Origin of the sequence: Orrella dioscoreae, assembly GCF_900089455.2 — a bacterium.
GTDB lineage: Bacteria > Pseudomonadota > Gammaproteobacteria > Burkholderiales > Burkholderiaceae_B > Orrella > Orrella dioscoreae.
Genome location: NZ_LT907988.1, coordinates 218,007 through 230,840, shown reverse-complemented (window position 1 = coordinate 230,840; position 12,834 = coordinate 218,007). Strand labels below are relative to the sequence as shown.

The 12,834-nt window shown below is 69.4% G+C and carries 11 protein-coding genes; 8 read left to right on the top strand and 3 right to left on the bottom strand.

Features of this window, described 5'->3' with window-relative positions; translation table 11 throughout:
- Positions 1–10: 10 nt before the first annotated feature.
- Positions 11–355 (bottom strand): DUF1840 domain-containing protein, encoded by a 345-nt coding sequence (locus tag ODI_RS01105; protein ID WP_067753597.1) that lies wholly within the window; start codon positions 353–355, stop codon positions 11–13.
- 276 nt (positions 356–631) lie between these two features.
- On the opposite strand from ODI_RS01105, the gene argS reads away from it, so the two are divergent.
- The 3 genes from argS (at position 632) to ODI_RS01090 (ending at position 3,709) form a co-directional block, all read left to right on the top strand.
- A complete protein-coding gene (gene argS, locus ODI_RS01100; protein WP_067753600.1) occupies positions 632–2,317 on the top strand; it encodes an arginine--tRNA ligase in 1,686 nt (561 codons plus the stop codon).
- An 11-nt stretch (positions 2,318–2,328) separates the two neighbouring features.
- The gene (locus tag ODI_RS01095) at positions 2,329–2,988 is read left to right on the top strand and encodes an SPOR domain-containing protein (RefSeq protein WP_067753603.1); all 660 of its coding nucleotides are present in this window, start codon (positions 2,329–2,331) and stop codon (positions 2,986–2,988) included.
- Between the two features lie 94 nt (positions 2,989–3,082).
- Positions 3,083–3,709 (top strand): thiol:disulfide interchange protein DsbA/DsbL, encoded by a 627-nt coding sequence (locus tag ODI_RS01090; RefSeq protein ID WP_098020969.1) that lies wholly within the window; start codon positions 3,083–3,085, stop codon positions 3,707–3,709.
- A gap of 85 nt (positions 3,710–3,794) precedes the next feature.
- Here ODI_RS01090 and metC read toward each other — a convergent pair whose 3' ends face one another.
- Both metC and ODI_RS01080 read right to left on the bottom strand, forming a co-directional pair.
- A complete protein-coding gene (gene metC / locus ODI_RS01085) occupies positions 3,795–4,997 on the bottom strand; it encodes a cystathionine beta-lyase (protein ID WP_067753608.1) in 1,203 nt (400 codons plus the stop codon).
- Positions 4,998–5,108: 111 nt separating this feature from the next.
- Positions 5,109–6,221 (bottom strand): MBL fold metallo-hydrolase, encoded by a 1,113-nt coding sequence (locus ODI_RS01080; RefSeq protein WP_067753611.1) that lies wholly within the window; start codon positions 6,219–6,221, stop codon positions 5,109–5,111.
- Between the two features lie 109 nt (positions 6,222–6,330).
- Between ODI_RS01080 and ODI_RS01075 the strand changes: the two genes are divergently transcribed.
- The 5 genes from ODI_RS01075 to ODI_RS01055 all read left to right on the top strand — a co-directional run bounded on the left by ODI_RS01075 (position 6,331) and on the right by ODI_RS01055 (position 12,830).
- Positions 6,331–6,708 carry a MerR family transcriptional regulator gene (locus ODI_RS01075; protein ID WP_067753615.1) on the top strand — a complete coding sequence of 126 codons (378 nt, stop codon included), beginning with the start codon at positions 6,331–6,333 and terminating at the stop codon, positions 6,706–6,708.
- 60 nt (positions 6,709–6,768) lie between these two features.
- On the top strand, positions 6,769–7,947 hold the full coding sequence (locus tag ODI_RS01070) for an isovaleryl-CoA dehydrogenase (protein ID WP_067753618.1): 1,179 nt from the start codon (positions 6,769–6,771) through the stop codon (positions 7,945–7,947).
- A gap of 8 nt (positions 7,948–7,955) precedes the next feature.
- Positions 7,956–9,851: a bifunctional isocitrate dehydrogenase kinase/phosphatase gene (aceK, locus tag ODI_RS01065; RefSeq protein ID WP_067753621.1), complete on the top strand. Its 1,896-nt coding sequence runs from the start codon at positions 7,956–7,958 to the stop codon at positions 9,849–9,851.
- A complete protein-coding gene (locus ODI_RS01060; protein WP_067753624.1) occupies positions 9,844–11,025 on the top strand; it encodes an acetyl-CoA C-acyltransferase in 1,182 nt (393 codons plus the stop codon). The genes aceK and ODI_RS01060 overlap by 8 nt, the downstream gene beginning before the upstream one ends.
- Before the next feature lie 197 nt (positions 11,026–11,222).
- On the top strand, positions 11,223–12,830 hold the full coding sequence (locus ODI_RS01055) for a carboxyl transferase domain-containing protein (protein ID WP_067753627.1): 1,608 nt from the start codon (positions 11,223–11,225) through the stop codon (positions 12,828–12,830).
- Positions 12,831–12,834 lie beyond the last annotated feature (4 nt).

The window sequence follows — 12,834 nt, the reverse complement described above, 5'->3', positions numbered from 1 at the left end:
GTAGAGGGCGTTACCAGGCCGAACTGCCTTCCCACATCACGTCCACCCCCGAAGCCTGCGACTTCCTGAGCAGGTCCAGCAGGGGAAAGGCGCGCTGGCCCAGCGCGACCGGCAGGGCGATGGGATGGACGGGCGGCTTGTCGTCATCGTCGTCGTCGTCCTCGTCCGCCAGGGGCGGCGCGGCCGCGATCGCCTTTTCCAGGCCCGCGATGGCGGCGGGCAGCTGGGCCACGGTGAAGACGCCGCGCTCGGGCGAGACACCAGGCGCCTTGCCGGCGGCCTGCAAGAGCGGCAGCGCGTGTTCCTCCAGCATGAGGACATCGCCGGCGGCCTTGGATTGGAAGGTGATAAGCATGAGGAAATCCCGAGTTCAGGCATGTTGCGCGCCAACTGGCGTGGCGAGCATCCACACTACCGCAAGCCGTCCGCCCTGCCAACCGGCGCCCGGCCCGCGCACTGGGCGGCAGGACATCGAATCAGGCTATCATCGTGGGATGCCCGCCTGGCGCGCCGCCGGCCTTCAGGCATGCGTCAGGCCCCGCCGGCGCCCTCCCGGCCGCGCCCACGGCCCTGACTCGGCCACGGCGCCAGGCGCCGGCCCCCCACTGGTCAATTTTTCGAATCCCGCTCCATGCTCCTCGAGCAACAAGAACTCCTCATCTCCCGCATCCAGGCCGCCGTGGCCGCCCTCCTGCCCGACGCGCAGGCCAACGTCCTGCTCGAGCGCCCCAAGGTGGCCGCGCATGGCGACCTCGCCACCAACGTCGCCATGCAACTGGCCAAGCCCGCCCGCCGCAATCCGCGCGAACTGGCCCAGGCGCTGGTCGATGCCCTGCAGGCCGACCCGCAGGCCGCCGCGCTGATCGCCAGCGCCGAACTGGCCGGCCCCGGCTTCATCAATTTCCGCCTCACGCCGGCCGCCCGCCAGGCCGTGCTGCCCGTCGTGTCGGCCCAGGGCGCGCAATACGGCCGCGCCGCCCGGCGCGACGCCAAGGTCCTGGTCGAGTTCGTGTCGGCCAACCCCACCGGTCCGCTGCACGTGGGCCACGCGCGGCAGGCCGCGCTGGGCGACGCGCTGTGCCGCCTGTTCGACGCCAGCGGCTTCGACGTGACGCGCGAGTTCTACTACAACGACGCCGGCAACCAGATCGAGAACCTGGCCATCAGCGTGCAGGCGCGCGCCCGCGGCCTGACGCCCGAGGCGCCCGAGTGGCCCGCCGACGGCTACCGCGGCGACTACATCGTCGACATCGCCAATGACTTCCGCGCCGGCAAGACCGTGCAGGCCTCCGACGCCGAGCCGGTCACGGCCAGCGGCGACATCGACAGCCTGGACGACATCCGGCGCTTCGCGGTCGCCTACCTGCGCCGCGAGCAGGACCTGGACCTGCAGGCCTTCGGCCTGAAGTTCGACAACTATTACCTGGAAAGCTCGCTCTACACCTCCGGCCGCGTCGAGCGCGCCGTGCAGAGCCTCGTCGCCAGCGGCCACACCTACGAGAACGAGGGCGCGCTGTGGCTGCGCACCACGGAACTCGGCACCGGCGACGACAAGGACCGCGTGATGCGCAAGTCCGAGGGCGGCTACACCTACTTCGTGCCGGACGTGGCCTATCACGTCGCCAAGTGGGAGCGCGGCTTCCACCACGCCATCAACATCCAGGGCAGCGACCACCACGGCACCGTGGCGCGCGTGCGCGCCGGCCTGCAGGCGCTGGACCTGGGCATCCCCAAGGACTATCCCAGCTACGTGCTGCACAAGATGGTCAAGGTCATGCGCGGCGGCGAGGAAGTGAAGATCTCCAAGCGCGCCGGCAGCTACGTCACGCTGCGCGACCTGGTCGAGTGGGTGGGCCGCGACGCGACGCGCTTCTTCCTGATCCAGCGCCGCGCCGACACGGAGTTCGTGTTCGACATCGACCTGGCGCTGTCGAAGAGCGAAGAGAACCCCGTCTACTACATCCAGTACGCGCATGCCCGCATCTGCTCGGTGATCGCCGGCGCCGAGGCCGACGCCCAGGCGGTGGCCCAGGCCGACATCGCGCCGCTGGTCGCCCCCACCGAGTTCGCGCTGCTGCAGCGCCTGGCCGAGTTCCCTGCCCTGGTGAACACCGCCGCGCAGGAACTGTCCCCGCACCTGGTGGCATTCTGGCTGCGTGACTGCGCCTCCGACTTCCACGCCTGGTACAACGCCGAGCGCGTGCGCGTGGACGACGAAGCCCTGAAGCTGGCGCGCCTGCGCCTGGCCGACGCCACCCGCCAGGTGCTGGCCAACGGCCTGGCGCTGCTGGGCGTGCAAGCCCCCGAGAGGATGTAACATCGATTCCCATGGCCAAGACGACCCGACGTTCCTCGCGCAAACAGAGCGGCGGCAGCACGCTGTACGGTGTGCTGGCCGGCCTGCTGGTGGGCCTGATCCTCGCGGCAGGCGTCGCGTTCTACGTGACCAAGGCGCCCATGCCTTTCGTGGACCGCGCCACCCGCGAATCTGCCCAGAGCACGCTGCCCGACCCGCGCAACGCCCCTGATCCCAACCGGGGCCTGTATGGCCGCGACAGCGCCGCGGGCACGCCCAGCACCGGCCCGACCGACACGGCCATCGCGCCGCTGCCCGGCGCCGGCACCGCCACGCCTCCGTCCGGCTCGCGTCCCGACGACCTGGGTGCACTGATCGCCACCCTGCCCAGCACCCCGCAAGCCACGCCCCCCGCGGCGCGGCCGCCTGCCAAGCCCGCCCCCGCGCAAGCCGCCTCGGGCGACAGCGTGTACTTCCTGCAGGTGGGCTCGTATCGCGTGCTGGAAGATGCCGAATCGCTGCGCGCGCGCATCCTGCTGCTGGGCCTGCCGGTCCAGGTGCAGCGCGCCGAGGTCAACGGCCTGCAGGTCAACCGGGTGCGCGTGGGTCCCTACGCCCGCCTGGACGACATGAACCGCACCCGGGCACGCCTGGGCGAGGAAAAGATCGAATCCGCGGTGGTGCGCCAATGAACGTTGCGCCAATAAGCCCCCCGCAAAAATGAACTTGTCCGGCCCTCGCGGGTCAGATCCGCTTTCACCGGTTTTCATTCCAGGAATCGCACGCATCATGCAAACCCTGTTCTCCCGCCTGCTGGCGGCCGCCTCGTTCGTCGCCGCCGCTGCCTTCGCGCCCGTGTCGCTCGCGCAAACCTCCAACTTCATCGAGCTCAATCCGCCGCAGTCGACGGATGCCGGCGACAAGACCGAAGTCCTGGAGTTCTTCGCGTACTCGTGCCCGCATTGCAACGTGCTCGAGCCCATGGTCGAAACCTGGTCGAAGCAGTTGCCCGCCAACGCCGTGCTGACCCGCGTGCCGGTGGCCTTCAACGCCGGCATGAAGCCGCAGCAGCAGCTGTATTACACGCTGGAAGCGCTGGGCCGCCTGGACCTGCACCCCAAGGTCTTCGCCGCCATCCACAAGGATCGCAAGCGCCTGGTCACCAAGCAGAACATCGTCGACTGGGCCGCCGACCAGGGCCTGGATCGCGCCAAGTTCGAAAGCGCCTACGACTCCTTCGGCGTCTCGTCGAAGGCCCAGCGCGCCGACCAGCTGACCCGCAACTACCGCATCGAAGGCACGCCTTCCATCGCCGTGGGCGGCCGCTACGTCACGTCGCCCTCGCAGGCCGGCGGCTACCGCGAAACCATCACCGTCGCAGACGGGCTGGTGAAGCGCCTGGCTGGCCAATAAGCCAGGCCTGCCCCACGAAAAATCCCCGCTGCGTGCGGGGATTTTTCTTTGGCGGCAAGGCGCATGCCTTGCCACGCCTTGCCGCTCAGCCAGCGGCCTGGTCCAGCGCCTGCGCCAGGTCGGCAACCAGGTCATCCACGGCTTCCAGGCCCACGTGCAGGCGCACGACCGTCAGGCCGCGCGCGGCCTGTGCATAGGCGTGCGGCGCCAGGCCGTCGGGCTCGACCCACTGCACCAGGCTTTCATAGCCGCCCCACGAGAAGCCGATGCCGAAGAGCCGCAGGGCATCGACGAAGCGGCGGCCCGCGGCACGGTCCAGTTTCAGCGACACGCTGAGCATGCCGTTGGAGCCCGTGCAATCGCGCTGCCACAACGCATGGCCCGCGTCCTGCGGCCAGGCGGGGTGATAGATGCTGGCCGTCTCCGGACGGCTGGCCAGGAACTCGCACACGCGCAACGCGCTGCGGGCGTGCTCGGCCATGCGCACGGGCAGGGTGCGCACGCCGCGCAGGGCCAGCCAGGCATCGTCCGCGCCCAGCGCGTAGCCCAGCGCGTACTGCATGGCGCCCAGGCGCTGGCCCATCGCCAGGTCGCGCGACACGACCGCGCCCAGCATCAGGTCGGAGTGCCCGGCCACGTATTTCGTGCCCGCCACCACCGACACGTCCGCGCCCAGCGCCAGCGGCTGGTAGATATAGCCCGAGCCCCAGGTGTTGTCGACGACCAGCGGCACGCCCTTCGCTTTCGCCACCTGGGCCAGCGCCGGGATGTCGGTCATCTGCAGCAGCAGCGAGCCGGGCGACTCGGCATAGACCAGCTTCGTGTCGGGACGCAGCTTCGCGGCCAGGTCGTCGGGCCGGGTCGGGTCGAAGTATTCCAGCGTCATGCCCAGTTTCTTGAGCAGCGTGTCATCCAGGTGGCGCAGCGGGCCATAGACGTTGTCGGCCACCAGGGCGTGGTCGCCCGCGCCCATCAGGCCCAGGAAGGCCAGCGTGATGGCCGCCAGTCCCGATGGCGCCAGTACGGTGTGCGCGCCGCCTTCGAGCTGCGTGAACACGTCTTCCAGGGCGCGGTGCGTGTCCATGCCCGAGCGGCCATAGGTGATGGCGCGTTCACCCGCGCGGCGGCGCTGATAGGCGCGGTCCAGGGCCGCCAGGTCGGCGAAGCGCACGGTGCTGCTGCGCTTGGGCGGCAGGCCCACGGCGGCCGTGCCGGTCTCGGGGTCGAAGGGATCGCTGCCGGTATGTTGCAGGCGGGTCTGGAGGCTGAGGGTATCGGGTCGCTTCACGCTGTCGGTCTGTCTTCATCAAGGCGGGAGCCCCGACGATAACCGGGCGCGCGCCGGCGCGAAAGCGCCCGGGTGCCGGGCTTCGGATATATCGACCTGCCGGCGTGCGCCTCAGCCTTGCACCGCCTCTGCCTCGCTCTCGTCCGGCAGCTGGGCGGGCGGACGCACGCGGTAGCGCACGATGCCATCGCTGCCGGTGTCGCGCACCAGGCGGCCCTCGTGGAACAGGGCCTGCAGATGCGCCAGCGCCTCGCCCATGGCGAAGGTGAGCTGGTGCAGGTCCAGCTTGCGCTTGAACAGCACGGGCACGATGTCGGCAGCCGAGCACGGCTGGGCATCGCAGGCCTCCATCACCTCCTGCAGGCGCTCGGCGTGGTGATGCCGCTGCTGCGCGATGCGTTCGTGCAGGCCCTTGAAGGGACGGCCGTGCGAGGGCAGCACCAGCGTGTCCTCGGGCACGTCGTCGTAGCCCGCCAGCGAACTCAGGTACAGGCGCAGCGGATCGGCGTCGGGTTCGCTGTCGAAGACGCTGACATTGGTGGAGATGCGCGGCAGGACCATGTCGCCCGAGATCAGCGTCTGCAGCGCCGGGCTGTAGAGCGAGATGTGTTCGGGCGCATGGCCGTAGCCCACGATGAGCCGCCAGTCATGGCGGCCGATGCGCAGCCAGTCGCCGTGCACCAGGCGATGGAAGGTGCTGGGCATGCCGGGCACCAGCCCGCGGTAATAGCCCGAGCGCTCGCGGATCTGCGCCTGTGCCTCGGGGTCGACCAGGCCGTGGCGGCCGAAGTGGGCCACCGCGGTGTCGCCGCCGGTGCCTTCGCCCTGCGGGCCTTCCTGCGACCAGAGCCGCGCCAGCACGTAGTCGGTCATGCTCATGAAGAGCGGCACCTTCCACTTGGCGCACAGCCACTGGGCCAGGCCCACGTGGTCGGGGTGCATGTGCGTCACGATGACGCGCAGCACCGGCAGGCCGTGCAGGCAGTGGGTGAAGACGTCTTCCCAGAGCGCGCGGATTTCCTCGCGGGCGATGCCGCAATCCACGATGGCCCAGCCCTGCCGGCCTTCGTATTCATCGCGGATCAGCCAGACGTTGACGTGATCCAGCACGAAAGGCAGCGGCATGCGCACCCAGTACACGCCCTCCGCGGCCTCCAGCGCCCGGCCAGGCTCGGGCTGCAAGTCATTCCACGGGTAGACCAGCTTCTGCTCATCAGGGTTCATGCGTTGCGCTCCGAGCTTGACGACAGGGTTCCAGGCATTCTAATTTACGTTTACGTAAACTGCCAATCGGCACCCGCGCCCCGCTCCGGGTGCCCAGCCTGCCCCGCTTATGCCGACCTCCCGCTGGACCATTTCCGACCTGGCGCAGGAATTCTCCATCACGCCGCGCACGATCCGGTTCTACGAGGACCAGGGCATCGTGAGCCCGGCCCGTGAAGGCCGCCAGCGCGTCTATGCCGCCCGCGACCGCGCCCGCCTGAAGCTGGCGCTGCGCGGCAAGCGGCTGGGCCTGCAACTGTCCGACATCCGCGCGCTCATCGACATGTACGACGGGCCCGGCACCACCGAACCGCAATTGCGCAGCTACCTGTCCGTGCTCAACCGCCACCGGGAATCGCTGTCCCGGCAGCGCGAGGACATCGACGAGACGCTGGCCGAGATCGCCGAACAGGAGCGCCAGTGCCTGGCGCTCCTGGATGGACGCTGACCCGGGACGCACCGAGACAGGCCGCGCCCGCCCCACTGATCACACGCGATGGAGACAACCATGGATCTACCCGGCCTGGACTTCAACCTGGGCGAAGACGTCGAGATGCTGCGCGCCTCCCTGCGCGATTTCGCGGATGCGGAGATCGCGCCGCGCGCCGCGCGGATCGATGCCGACGACCAGTTCCCCGCCGATCTGTGGCGAAAATTCGGCGACCTGGGCCTGCTGGGCGTGACGGTGAAGGAGGAGTACGGCGGCGCCGACATGGGCTACGTGGCCCACATGGTGGCCATGGAGGAAATCTCGCGCGCCAGCGCCTCGGTGGGCCTGTCCTACGGCGCGCACTCGAACCTGTGCGTGAACCAGATCCACCGCAACGGCACCGACGCGCAGAAGCGCAGGTACCTGCCCAAGCTGATCTCGGGCGAACACGTGGGCGCGCTGGCCATGAGCGAACCCGGCGCGGGCTCGGATGTCGTCAGCATGCGCCTGCAGGCCAGGAAACACGGCGACCGCTATGTGCTGAACGGCACGAAGATGTGGATCACCAACGGCCCGGACGCCGACACGCTGGTCGTCTACGCCAAGACCGACCCCGAGGCGCACCAGCGCGGCATCACCGCCTTCATCGTCGAGAAGGGCTACAAGGGCTTCTCGGTGGCCCAGAAGCTCGACAAGCTGGGCATGCGCGGCAGCCACACCGGTGAGCTCGTCTTCCAGGACTGCGAGGTGCCGGAAGAGAACATCCTGGGCGAGCTCAACGGCGGCGCGCGCGTGCTGATGAGCGGCCTGGACTATGAACGCGCCGTGCTGGCAGGCGGCCCGCTGGGCATCATGCAGGGCGTCATGGACATCGTGGTGCCCTACATCCACGAGCGCAAGCAGTTCGGCCAGGCCATCGGCGAATTCCAGCTCATCCAGGGCAAGGTGGCCGATCTGTACACCACGCTGCAAGCCAGCCGCGCCTTCTGCTATGCGGTGGGCAAGAACCTGGACGCCCTGGGCGCCGAGCACGCCCGGCGCGTGCGCAAGGACTGCGCCGCCGTCATCCTGTATTGCGCGGAGAAAGCCACCTGGATGGCCGGCGAAGGCATCCAGATCCTGGGCGGCAACGGCTACATCAACGAGTATCCGGTGGGCCGCCTGTGGCGCGACGCCAAGCTCTACGAGATCGGCGCGGGCACCAGCGAGATCCGCCGCATGCTGATCGGCCGCGAACTCTTCAACGAGACCGCCTGAGCCCCGCCATGAGCAAGAATGGCGACCTGCTGCGCATCGAACCCGTGCCGCCCGCGGCAGCCGGGCCGGGCGAGGTCGCCGCGCAGATCCTGGCCGGCTTCGACCGCCACTACGCGCTGTTCCGCTACAGCGCGCAGCGCGCCAAGTCGCTGTTCGAGTCGGGCGAGTGGCAGGGCATGCAGCAGCTGTCGCGCGAGCGCATCGAGTACTACGACATGCGCGTGCGCGAATGCGCGGCGAAGGTGGGGCAGACCTTGCGCCGCGCACCGGCGCGCCACGACGAGACACGCACGGCAACGCACGAGGCGCCGCTGCGCATGGACGGCGCGGAAGCCGCCTACTGGCAGGCGGTGAAGCAGGCCTATGCCGCGCAGCTGATCGGCCACCGCCAGCCCGAGTGCGCCGAGACCTTCTTCAATTCGGTGTCTTGCCGGGTGCTGCACCGCGACTACTTCCACAACGACTTCCTGTTCGTGCGCCCGCACGCCGCCACCGATTACCTGGACAGCGCGCTGCCCGCCTACCGCGTGTACTACCCGGCCAGCGAAGGCCTGCGCCGCAGCCTCGTGCGCATGCTGGCCGACTTCGGCCTGGCCGCCCCCTTCGCCGACCTGCCACGCGACGCGGGCAGGCTGGCGCGCGCGGCGCTGTCGGCCCTGCAGGAACAGTTGCCGCGTGGCGTGGGTCCGCGCCTGGCGGCCGACTGCCAGGTGCACGTGCTGGGCACGCTCTTCTTCCGCAACAAGGGCGCCTATGTCGTCGGACGGCTCATCAACCACGGCAAGCTGCATCCGTTCTCCATCGCGTTGCTGCGCGACCCGGCAGGCCGTATCCAGCCCGACGCGCTGCTCTTCACCGAGGACGACCTGAGCCGTCTCTTCAGCTTCACCCGTGCCTATTTCCTGGTGGACATGGAAACCCCGTCCATCACCGTGCGCTTCCTGTCGACGCTGCTGCCGCGCAAGCCCCAGGCCGAGCTCTACACCATGATCGGCCTGCAGAAGCAGGGCAAGACGCTGTTCTACCGTGACTTCCTGGAACACCTGGCGCACTCGCACGACCGCTTCGACATCGCCCCCGGCATCCGGGGCATGGTGATGTGCGTCTTCACGCTGCCCTCGTATCCCTATGTCTTCAAGCTGATCCGCGACCGCAGCGCCAAGCGCCACATGGACCCCGCGACGGTGCGGCGCAAGTACCAGATGGTGAAGCTGCACGACCGCGCGGGCCGCATGGCCGACACCTGGGAGTACTCGCAGGTGGCGCTGCCGCGCGCGCGCTTCGCGCCAGGCCTGCTGGAGGAGCTGCGCGGCACCGCGCCCAGCCTGATCGAGGCAGACGGCGACAGCATCGTGCTGCGCCACGTCTACATCGAGCGGCGCATGACGCCCTTGAACCTGTACCTGCAGCAGGCGCCGGGCGCCCTGCGCGACGCCGCCGTGCGCGACTATGGCCAGGCCATCCGCGACATCGCCGCCGCCGGCCTCTTTCCCGGCGACATGCTCTACAAGAATTTCGGCGTCACGCGCCTGGGGCGGGTGGTCTTCTATGACTACGACGAAATCCAGCGCATGACCGAGATCAACTTCCGCGCCATTCCCCCCGCGCCGGACGACGAGGCGGAAATGTCATCCGAACCGTGGTATCCAGTGGGAGAGAACGACGTGTTCCCCGAGGAGTTCGGCCAGTTCCTGCTGGGCCAGCCGCGGGTGCGCACGGTGTTCATGGCGCACCATGCGGCGCTGCTCGACCCCGCATGGTGGCAAGCCTGCCGCGACCGTGTCGCGCGCGGCGGGGTGGCCGATGTTTTCCCTTACGATACCCACAGGCGCCTGCCAGGACCGTCACCGACGGCACCCACCGGCGCGCTGCAAACCGATCAACCTGGAGCGCAACATGTCTGATCCCGTCGTCATCGTTTCCGTCGCCCGCACGCCCATGGGCGGCATGCTGGGCAGCCTGTCCGGCCTGGCCGCCCACGAGCTGGGCTCGGTCGTCATCAAGGCCGCCGTCGAACGCGCCGGCATCCAGCCCAACCAAGTCAACGAAGTCATCATGGGCAACGTCCTGCAGGCCGGCCAAGGCCAGGCGCCGGCCCGCCAGGCCGCCCTGGGCGCGGGCCTGCCGCTGGGCGTGGCGTGCACCACCATCCACAAGGTCTGCGGCTCGGGCCTGAAGGCCGCGATGTTCGGCCACGACCTGCTGGCCGCCGGCAGCGCCGACGTCGTCGTCACGGGCGGCCAGGAAAGCATGAGCAACGCCCCCTACCTGCTGCTGCGCGGCCGCCAGGGCTATCGCTACGGCCACTCCACCGTCTATGACCACATGGCGCTGGACGGCCTGGAAGACGCCTACGACCGCGGCAAGGCCATGGGCGTTTTCGCCGAGGATTGCGCCGCCAAGTACAGCTTCACGCGCGAGCAGCAGGACGAATTCACGCTGGAATCGCTGCGCCGCGCGCGCGCCGCCATCGAGGCCGGCGACTTCAAGTGGGAAATCGCGCCGGTCACCGTGGCCGGCCGCAAGGGCGACACGGTCGTCGATACCGACGAAGCGCCGCTGAAGGCGATGCCCGAGAAGATCCCCACGCTGAAACCCGCCTTCAAGAAGGACGGCACCGTCACGGCCGCCACCTCGTCGTCGATCTCCGACGGCGCCGCCGCCGCCGTGCTGATGCGCGCGTCCACCGCGCAGAAGCTGGGTGTGACGCCCATCGCGCGCATCGTCGCGCACAGCCAGCATTCGCAAGAGCCTGCATGGTTCACCACCGCCCCCGTGGGCGCGCTGAAGACCCTGTTCGCCAAGACCGGCTGGCAGCCCGAGGACGTCGATCTCTATGAGATCAACGAAGCCTTCGCCGTGGTGGCCATGGCCGCCATGACGGACTTCAAGCTGCCGCACGACAAGGTGAACATCCACGGCGGCGCCACCGCGCTCGGCCACCCCATCGGCGCCTCGGGCGCGCGCCTGCTGACCACGCTGGTGGGCGGCCTGCGCAAGACCGGCGGCAAGCGCGGCGTGGCCACGCTGTGCATCGGCGGCGGCGAAGCCGTCGCGATGGCAATAGAAATGCTGTAAAGAAGAGACGAGGCCACGCCGAGACGCTGGTTCGGCTCGCAGGCAAGGAGCGAGCATCAAGAAACCAGCGCTACGGCTGTCGGGCTGTTACCCCGGGAGGCAGCGGAGCCGGCTTTGCCGGTCCGCCAGCCTCGCCCCCTTGAGGGGGAGGCGCGAAGCGCCTCGGGGGTGGGACTATCCTCTGGTGGAAGAGACACATGCCCGCAATCGAATCCCGCATCAATCCGCGCGCGCCTGATTTCGCGGCCAATGCGCAAGCCATGCAGGCGCAGGTGGACGCGCTGCGCGCGCAGTTGGCGCGCACCGCGCAGGGCGGCAGCGAAGAAGCGCGCGCCAAGCACGTGGCGCGGGGCAAGCTGTTGCCGCGCGAGCGCGTCGAGGCGCTCATCGACCCCGACAGTCCGTTCCTGGAACTGTCGCCGATGGCGGCGCACGGCCTGTACGACGGCGAGGCGCCGGGCGCGGGGCTCATCACCGGCATCGGCCGCGTGGCCGGCACGCAATGCATGATCGTGTGCAACGACGCCACGGTCAAAGGCGGCACCTATTACCCCGCCACGGTCAAGAAGCACCTGCGCGCGCAGGAGATCGCTGCCGAGAACCGCCTGCCCTGCCTGTACCTGGTGGATTCGGGCGGCGCCAACCTGCCACGCCAGGACGAGGTGTTCCCCGACCGCGATCACTTCGGCCGCATTTTCTACAACCAGGCCAACATGTCGGCGGCCGGCATCGCGCAGATCGCCGTGGTCATGGGCTCGTGCACCGCGGGCGGCGCCTATGTGCCCGCCATGAGCGACGAGTCCATCATCGTGCGCAACCAGGGCACGATCTTCCTGGGCGGCCCCCCGCTGGTGAAGGCCGCCACGGGCGAGGTCGTCAGCGTGGAAGACCTGGGCGGCGGCGACGTGCACACGCGCCTGTCCGGCGTGGCCGACCACCTGGCCGCGAACGACCTGCATGCGCTGCGCCTGGCGCGCGATGCGGTGGCGCGCCTGAACCTGCAGCCGCCCCAACAGCCCCCGCTGACGCCCGTGCGCGCGCCGCGCTACGACCCGTCGGAACTGGGCGGCATCATTCCCGTGGACACGCGCAAGCCCTATGACGTACGCGAGGTCATCGCGCGTATCGTGGACGGCTCGGACTTCGACGAGTTCAAGGCGCGCTACGGCACCACGCTGGTCACGGGCTTCGCGCACATCCACGGCATGCCCGTGGGCATCGTGGCCAACAACGGCGTGCTGTTCTCCGAGTCCGCGCAGAAAGGCGCGCACTTCATCGAGCTGTGCGCGCAGCGCAAGATTCCGCTGGTGTTCCTGCAGAACATCACGGGCTTCATGGTGGGCCGCAAGGCCGAGAACGAAGGCATCGCGCGCCACGGCGCCAAGATGGTCACCGCCGTGGCCACGGCCGCGGTCCCGAAGTTCACGGTCATCATCGGCGGCTCGTTCGGCGCGGGCAACTACGGCATGTGCGGGCGCGCCTATTCGCCGCGCCTGCTCTTCATGTGGCCCAACGCCCGCATCTCGGTGATGGGCGGCGAGCAGGCCGCCAGCGTGCTGGCCACCGTGCGCCGCGATGCGCTGGAGGCGCGCGGCGGCCACTGGAGCGCCAACGACGAGGACGCCTTCAAGCGCCCGATCCGCGAGCAATACGAGCGCGAGGGCCATCCCTATTACGCCACCGGACGGCTGTGGGACGACGGCATCATCGCGCCGGCCGACACGCGCCGCGTGCTGGGGCTGGCGCTGGCCGTCGCCCGCAACACCCCCGTCGACGACACACGCTTCGGCGTGTTCCGGATGTAGGCCG

Excerpts from the sequence above, each read along its gene's own strand:
- ODI_RS01095 (WP_067753603.1), top strand. The coding sequence starts at position 2,329 with ATGGCCAAGACGACCCGACGTTCCTCGCGCAAACAGAGCGGCGGCAGC.
- argS (WP_067753600.1), top strand. The coding sequence starts at position 632 with ATGCTCCTCGAGCAACAAGAACTCCTCATCTCCCGCATCCAGGCCGCC.
- ODI_RS01075 (WP_067753615.1), top strand. The coding sequence starts at position 6,331 with ATGCCGACCTCCCGCTGGACCATTTCCGACCTGGCGCAGGAATTCTCC.
- ODI_RS01055 (WP_067753627.1), top strand. The coding sequence starts at position 11,223 with ATGCCCGCAATCGAATCCCGCATCAATCCGCGCGCGCCTGATTTCGCG.
- ODI_RS01060 (WP_067753624.1), top strand. The coding sequence starts at position 9,844 with ATGTCTGATCCCGTCGTCATCGTTTCCGTCGCCCGCACGCCCATGGGC.
- ODI_RS01080 (WP_067753611.1), bottom strand. The coding sequence starts at position 6,221 with ATGAACCCTGATGAGCAGAAGCTGGTCTACCCGTGGAATGACTTGCAG.
- ODI_RS01070 (WP_067753618.1), top strand. The coding sequence starts at position 6,769 with ATGGATCTACCCGGCCTGGACTTCAACCTGGGCGAAGACGTCGAGATG.
- ODI_RS01105 (WP_067753597.1), bottom strand. The coding sequence starts at position 355 with ATGCTTATCACCTTCCAATCCAAGGCCGCCGGCGATGTCCTCATGCTG.
- aceK (WP_067753621.1), top strand. The coding sequence starts at position 7,956 with ATGAGCAAGAATGGCGACCTGCTGCGCATCGAACCCGTGCCGCCCGCG.